Here is a 6,000-nt window from a genome sequence, read left to right as displayed (position 1 = left end):
CATGGCTCAAAAACTGCTCGGCTTCGCGCAAGTGTAAGATGAAAATGGGAAACCGCTAGTTTCATCGGGGTTGTGAGCAACCCAAGTAAAACGGCTCATAGATACCACCCGCACGCCTAAGTTCAAGGCTGTTTTTCAGGTATTGTATGCCAGCGGTATGCGCCTCAACGAAGTAACGATGCTCAATTAGCGATATAGATTTTGACCGCATGACCATACGAGTAGAGCAAGGGAAAGGCAAAAAAGACAGGTACGTGATGCTTTCGTCAAAATTGGTACAGGTGATCAAAACACATATCGCGGCCAATCCATCAAGCAAGTATGTGCTTTCAAACCAAGATACCCAAGAACCAGTGAGCGACAGAGTAATTCAAAAAATCTTCAAATTTGCCTTAGACTATGCCAAAATCAACAAAAAAGTAGGGGTACATTTATTACGTCACAGCTTTTCCACACACCTATTGGAGCGAGGCGAAAACATATTGGTAATTAAAGAATTACTCGGCCACTCAGACGTAAACACTACCCTCAAGTACTTGCACATCAGCAAAAACACCATCAATAAAGCCAAAAGCCCAATAGATGATATTTTGCAATATTTCAAGATAAAATATAACTCGAAAATATCCAATAACTTAAAAAGAAATAGTGAAAAAATGATGTATTTTAACTGTTGTTTTTTCAAGAAAAGCCTGTATTATTGTACGAAAGAACAGAAGAACAAGATTAAAACATAATAATATCAATACAAAATTAGACTATCTGTTCGTCCAATACTATGTTGGAATGATTGAACAAAAGGTCTATTTTTCAGTAAACTACTAAGTCATATTTAATTTTCCTATCAGACAAACTCAATATCTTAGGCGTTTTTAAGCCAATTCCTGATGATTTCCTCTTTACTATAATTAATTTCATTAACTGAATGGTACAGTACAATTTTCATACACTCCTTTTTCCATCTGAATTTGAACGTCTTTGTAGAGATATTTTAGAAATTAGGGAAAATCCTATAACATTTACTACATTTAAACAAGGCAAGGATGGAGGTGTAGATTTTAGAGCTACAAAAGGTAAAGAAAAAATAGTAGGACAATGTAAACTATATGACCCTAATAATTTTAATAGTTTATTAAATTCACTAAAAAAGGAAGTTAGTAAGTGTAAAAGACAAAATCCAGATAGATATATTTTATGTACAAACTTTCATTTAGGTCGATTTCAAGCAGATAAAATTTTAGAATTATTTGGAAGCTATATCCAAAATGAAGAAGATATTATTGATGGTGAAAAATTAGATAACTATCTTAATAAAAGTGAATATGAGCATCTTCTTAAAATTTACTCAAAATTATTAGTTCCTAATCTTAAAATTATCGAAAATTTACTTGAACAAATTATAAATAAAAAGTATTACAATAATACTAAAGTCTTCCTGAATGAAATAGAAAAACAACACCAACTTTTTCATAATCCTCCATATTTGGAAGATTATATTAGCCATTTAGAAAAGCATAAAGTTTTATTACTTACAGGTAACCCTGGTGTTGGCAAGACAACTATTGCTAAGATGATTGCCAATTATTTTCTGGTCAAAAAGGTAAAAAGCTTAGTATTTTTATCAGAAGAAGATTACTCTGATGTTCTGAGTGTGGCTGGAGAAGACCAAATTATTATTGTTGATGACTTTTGGGGGCAAATTTTTAGCCCTAAAATTAGAGATAGTTCGAGTTCATTTGCAAAAGAATTTAATCGTCGAATTGAGTATTTTTCAGCTTCAAAAAATAGTTATTTGATTTTAACTTCAAGGGAATATGTAATAAAAGATGTTTTATTCAAGATTGAATATGAAACTAAATATTTGCTCAATACTCATAAATTTATTGTAAATATTGAAGATTACTCTTTTGAAGATAAACTTCGAATCTTTCTTAATCACCTTTTGTTTTATGATTTAAAAAAGTCTTATTTTGAGTATATTAAATGGAATAAGGAATTTGAATATATCTTAAACCATGAAAATTATACGCCAAGACAACTTGAATATTTTATTAAACAATATAAGGAAAAAAACATCAAAATGAATATGATTTTTACCATTCTTTTTTAAAATATCTACGAAACCCACAAGAATATTGGAATTTAAGATTTGAGGAATTGAATGGAACATCAAGATTAATTCTTTTAATCCTCCTAGTTTCAAGCGACCCAATAGAAATTTCTGATTTGAAAGACTCGTTTGAAGCTATTCAGGCAAATGCAAGAATAATTACAGGTGAAGAAATCAAACCTCTTGATTTTAATAAAAACTTAAAACAATTAGATGATTTCTATTTAGTAACTGATAAGAGTGATTATTCAAATCAAATCTTCATTAGATTTCAAAGCCCTGGAATTAAAGATTTTCTTTTAGAATATTTACGAACCGATGGTAATATATGGATTACTCCTTTGTTTCAAGATGCTGTTTTTTTTAATCAGCTTACTTTTGTGTTTGCCACAGAAGATTCCGAAATTGATGATTCAGATTCTGATATGAGTTTTTACGGAAAGAAAATAGTATTAAATGAGTATCAGAAAAGATTATTAAAAATCAAACTACTGACAGATTTTGAAAAACTTAATTTTAGTAACCCTGAGCCAAGAGATTTCACTGACCAGCTTGCAAAACACCACACATCGGATGATACAAAGTATTTGAAACTTCTGTTTTTGAATAATTTATTTTCAATTGATTCAAATTTAGATGTCCAAACGTTTATCCTTAATCAGGTATTAACTGATTTGAAATTGTATGATTTCAAAGGTAAGGTAATAAATTCTGATTCGCTTATATACTTACCAAGCATTATTAAAATTATTAAAAATCACATTAACCTAAACCCAACCGAAATAATCAACATTTTTTATACAAGCATTACTTTTACCAAAGAGTATGGTTTTTTTTATGAATTTAATGAGGTATATCCGACTGAATTTCAGAAGTTTCTGAATGATAATATACAAACAATTAGAAAGAGTATTAGAGAGTTAATACTGGATGATATTGATTATTATGAATGGCATGATTTAGATATTGAATATGATATGCACCTTCATTATTACATTGAAGAGGTATGCAAAAAATATAAAATCAGAATTTCGAAAAAATTCATTTCAGAAATTGAAGAATTATCAGAACGAAAATTTCGATATATTCCTAAAACTACAAATAAGAAAAGAAAGGAAAAAACAAAAAAGAGTGTTGTAAAATTAAAAAAAGATACAACACCGAAATATTATGGTATTGTTGAAGAATATTTGCCTAAACTCGAAGAATTTGAGCCTACTAATTTTCTCAAAGAGCAAAAACTGGATTTTTTTATTAAAGTATTAAAAAATAAAGATTCACTTTTAAATTTATTCACTGATAATAAAGACATTTTCGAATCAGTAATAATATTTTTACAAAGTACTTCTTTAAAATACATTGACCTTAATAAATATCAATTTTTGAATCTTCATTTTGAGCATTACTGTAAAGGTAAAAACATTGAAAAAGAAAAGGTGATACAACTATTATCAGACTTAGCAAAAGACTACTTTGAGTACAACTCTTCAATAACTAAAAGTAATCTTATCAAAAGAATTGAAAAGAGTGATATCTCTAAAAACAAAATCGAGACTTTCTACCCTATTATTATACCAATGCAGAGTTGGTATAGATTCAGTTGCTATGACTATAAATTATACCTAATTGTTGAAAGCCTAAACTATCTTCAAGATGACAATTTGTACAAAGAAGCTGCTATTAGTTTTTCATACATGTTGCATGATGTCGATGACTTGAAGTATTTAAGCTATGCTGATAACATGAGGTTTCTAAATAAGGTAATTCTCCCAGAATTAAAACGGTTTTATTATTCAATTGACCAAACGACCGAAAAAACTACGCTTCTTTCATTTATTAACTTTTTTCAGATAGAATTTGAGCTAATTTTAGATAAAAAAAATAAGATTCTCGAAGATTGTTCAAGTTCCAATTCTGAATCATTTATTGAATCTGCTCTTCAGTTTATAGGCATAGATTTTAATATTTGGGATATTCAAACTTATTTCACAAAAGAGTTATATGATAAAGATACAATAAAGAAGTTATTCATTCATGAAAATACATATGGCAAGTTATATTCAACAATTCTACAAATAATACCCGAAAATAAAATTACAAGATGGAATTCTGATAAAGAAGAAATTATGTTAGAAATCAAACTTTCAGACTTTGCGAACAATAATTTTGAATTACTAAAAGAGATTGGAATGGTTGCTTATTTAAAATGTCTTTTACACCAAATTAACTCCCATATTAATCAACAAATATAAAAATCGTATGCTACAGAAATAGTTTAACAGCTTTAGCTATTTTTCGACAATCAAACACACGGGTATTTTCTTCAAAACTTGCCACTTTCTCGGTGGATAGTGACCTCTTTTGGATTTAACCAAAGAACTTCAAGCATCTTGTCGACTGGATATTAGAGCGATTTCAAGGAGTCTTCAACTTTTCGTTTGACAGCCACCACCTTTTTGTAGGAGAGCTTGCTTTTCTCCAAATAATCACTAAATTTGTTTCTGTTTGGTTGGTTTTCAAAATCAATCGGGGACTGCGTCCCAGCGTTGCTTGCCATCATTCGTGCGTCCCAATACCCGCATTAAGAAAAGATAAGTGTATGTAAATCAATAAATTAACTTTAAAAACTAGCCATCTCAATGCTTTTGGTTGGAAGCCATAAACCACCTCTTTTTCTTCTATTTTGCTGCTTTCATAAATTCTTGATTTTGTGTAACTTCACCGTATGAACATAGCAAACGACAACGGCAGATTTATCTCAATCCTATCCGATGTGACAGTAGAATTGGATAAGTTTGTAAAACAAGAAAATGAAATTGAAAGCGATTTAGATAAACTGTTATTTACGATGAAAAACTTACATAATGTTATCGAAGCATCACAGTTTCCTAAATTTTGGAACGAATAATGGATCAAAAAAGCTATTTCGGAGGTTGATTTACGAAATATGACACCCGAGCAAAAGCTAGCGTATGAAATGACACTTTCAGCTAATGCTTTGGCGGTTAAAAATGAGAACAAAAAAATTCAGGAGGCGCGTTTAGAGGAGAAAAGAAATGCCGTTGTTAAAGCATTAAAAGTAGGTAAGTTGAGCAATGTCGAGATAGCAGACTATAAAGATGTTTCTATTGATTTTGTATTAAGTGAGAAACAAAAACTATCCGCCGAAAATTAACTTTGTTAGTTTTTAGTTGATATGCTAAATGTCAAGTAATCATTAAACACTTTGTGTTTTGGTTCAAGACAATTTCAAGCATCTTGATGATCTAATATTTAGAGCAGTTTTAGAGAGGATACCTTTTAAGAAAGGATAAACGCTTGTAAATTAGTGTGTTGGTTTTGGTTTTTGGTGTATATGTACTTTTAGTTGAAATCTTGTAAACGCTATTGATGTGACGTTAACTGAACGAATACTTATTTCAAGTAAAGATAGCTTTACAATTGCTTCCAGAGTTCAAATCGCTATTGAAGAATCAAATAAAGTTTTGCCAATCTACCAAAATGAACACATTGATACTTTTATAAAAGTTTTTGATTGGTTAATATTCTTAGATTCTGAAGGTTATCCTCAGCTGCACATTATTGATGATATCCTTAGCTTTTTTACATCAATGCAAGCAAATTATTTTGTTGATGAGATAGAGGAGTATTTAAGAGCAAACAACGATGAAAGAATTTATCAATTCTACCGTTTAAATGAGAGCAGAATTTATGCTTATTTAGTCACATTCGTTTCAAGTAAAGTTTTATATTTTCCAAACTAAAAAAATATAATAGTTTCTTTACTCAAAGGCACTTCCAATACGCAAAACTTACTGGTTGTTATTTTTTTTATAACTTGTTATACAGATTTAGTCAGCGACATTCGATTAGAGCAAATTCTACGCTTT

At 29.8% G+C, this 6,000-nt stretch carries 6 protein-coding genes; all 6 read left to right on the top strand.

Annotated features, from left to right (window positions below):
* Positions 1-185 precede the first annotated feature (185 nt).
* The 6 genes from AC23P2_RS27505 (at position 186) to AC23P2_RS27480 (ending at position 5,874) form a co-directional block, all read left to right on the top strand.
* Positions 186-737, top strand: coding sequence for a tyrosine-type recombinase/integrase (locus AC23P2_RS27505; protein ID WP_487776164.1), 552 nt, complete (start codon positions 186-188; stop codon positions 735-737).
* Between the two features lie 188 nt (positions 738-925).
* Positions 926-2,110 (top strand): nSTAND3 domain-containing NTPase, encoded by a 1,185-nt coding sequence (locus AC23P2_RS27500; RefSeq protein ID WP_487776162.1) that lies wholly within the window; start codon positions 926-928, stop codon positions 2,108-2,110.
* A 47-nt stretch (positions 2,111-2,157) separates the two neighbouring features.
* Entirely contained in the window at positions 2,158-4,362 is a 2,205-nt protein-coding gene (locus tag AC23P2_RS27495; RefSeq protein ID WP_487776161.1) for a hypothetical protein, read from the top strand.
* Positions 4,363-4,835: 473 nt separating this feature from the next.
* Positions 4,836-5,018, top strand: a complete 183-nt coding sequence (locus tag AC23P2_RS27490) for a hypothetical protein (protein ID WP_487776160.1) — start codon at positions 4,836-4,838, stop codon at positions 5,016-5,018.
* A 39-nt stretch (positions 5,019-5,057) separates the two neighbouring features.
* Complete coding sequence (locus tag AC23P2_RS27485; protein ID WP_487776159.1) at positions 5,058-5,285, top strand: hypothetical protein; 228 nt, start codon at positions 5,058-5,060, stop codon at positions 5,283-5,285.
* A 217-nt stretch (positions 5,286-5,502) separates the two neighbouring features.
* Positions 5,503-5,874 (top strand): hypothetical protein, encoded by a 372-nt coding sequence (locus AC23P2_RS27480; protein WP_487776158.1) that lies wholly within the window; start codon positions 5,503-5,505, stop codon positions 5,872-5,874.
* The last annotated feature ends 126 nt before the right edge of the window (positions 5,875-6,000 follow it).

The organism is Runella sp. R0.1_18, assembly GCF_057652155.1.
Note: the sequence above shows the minus strand (reverse complement) of the source record. Positions and strands in the feature narration are given on the sequence as shown.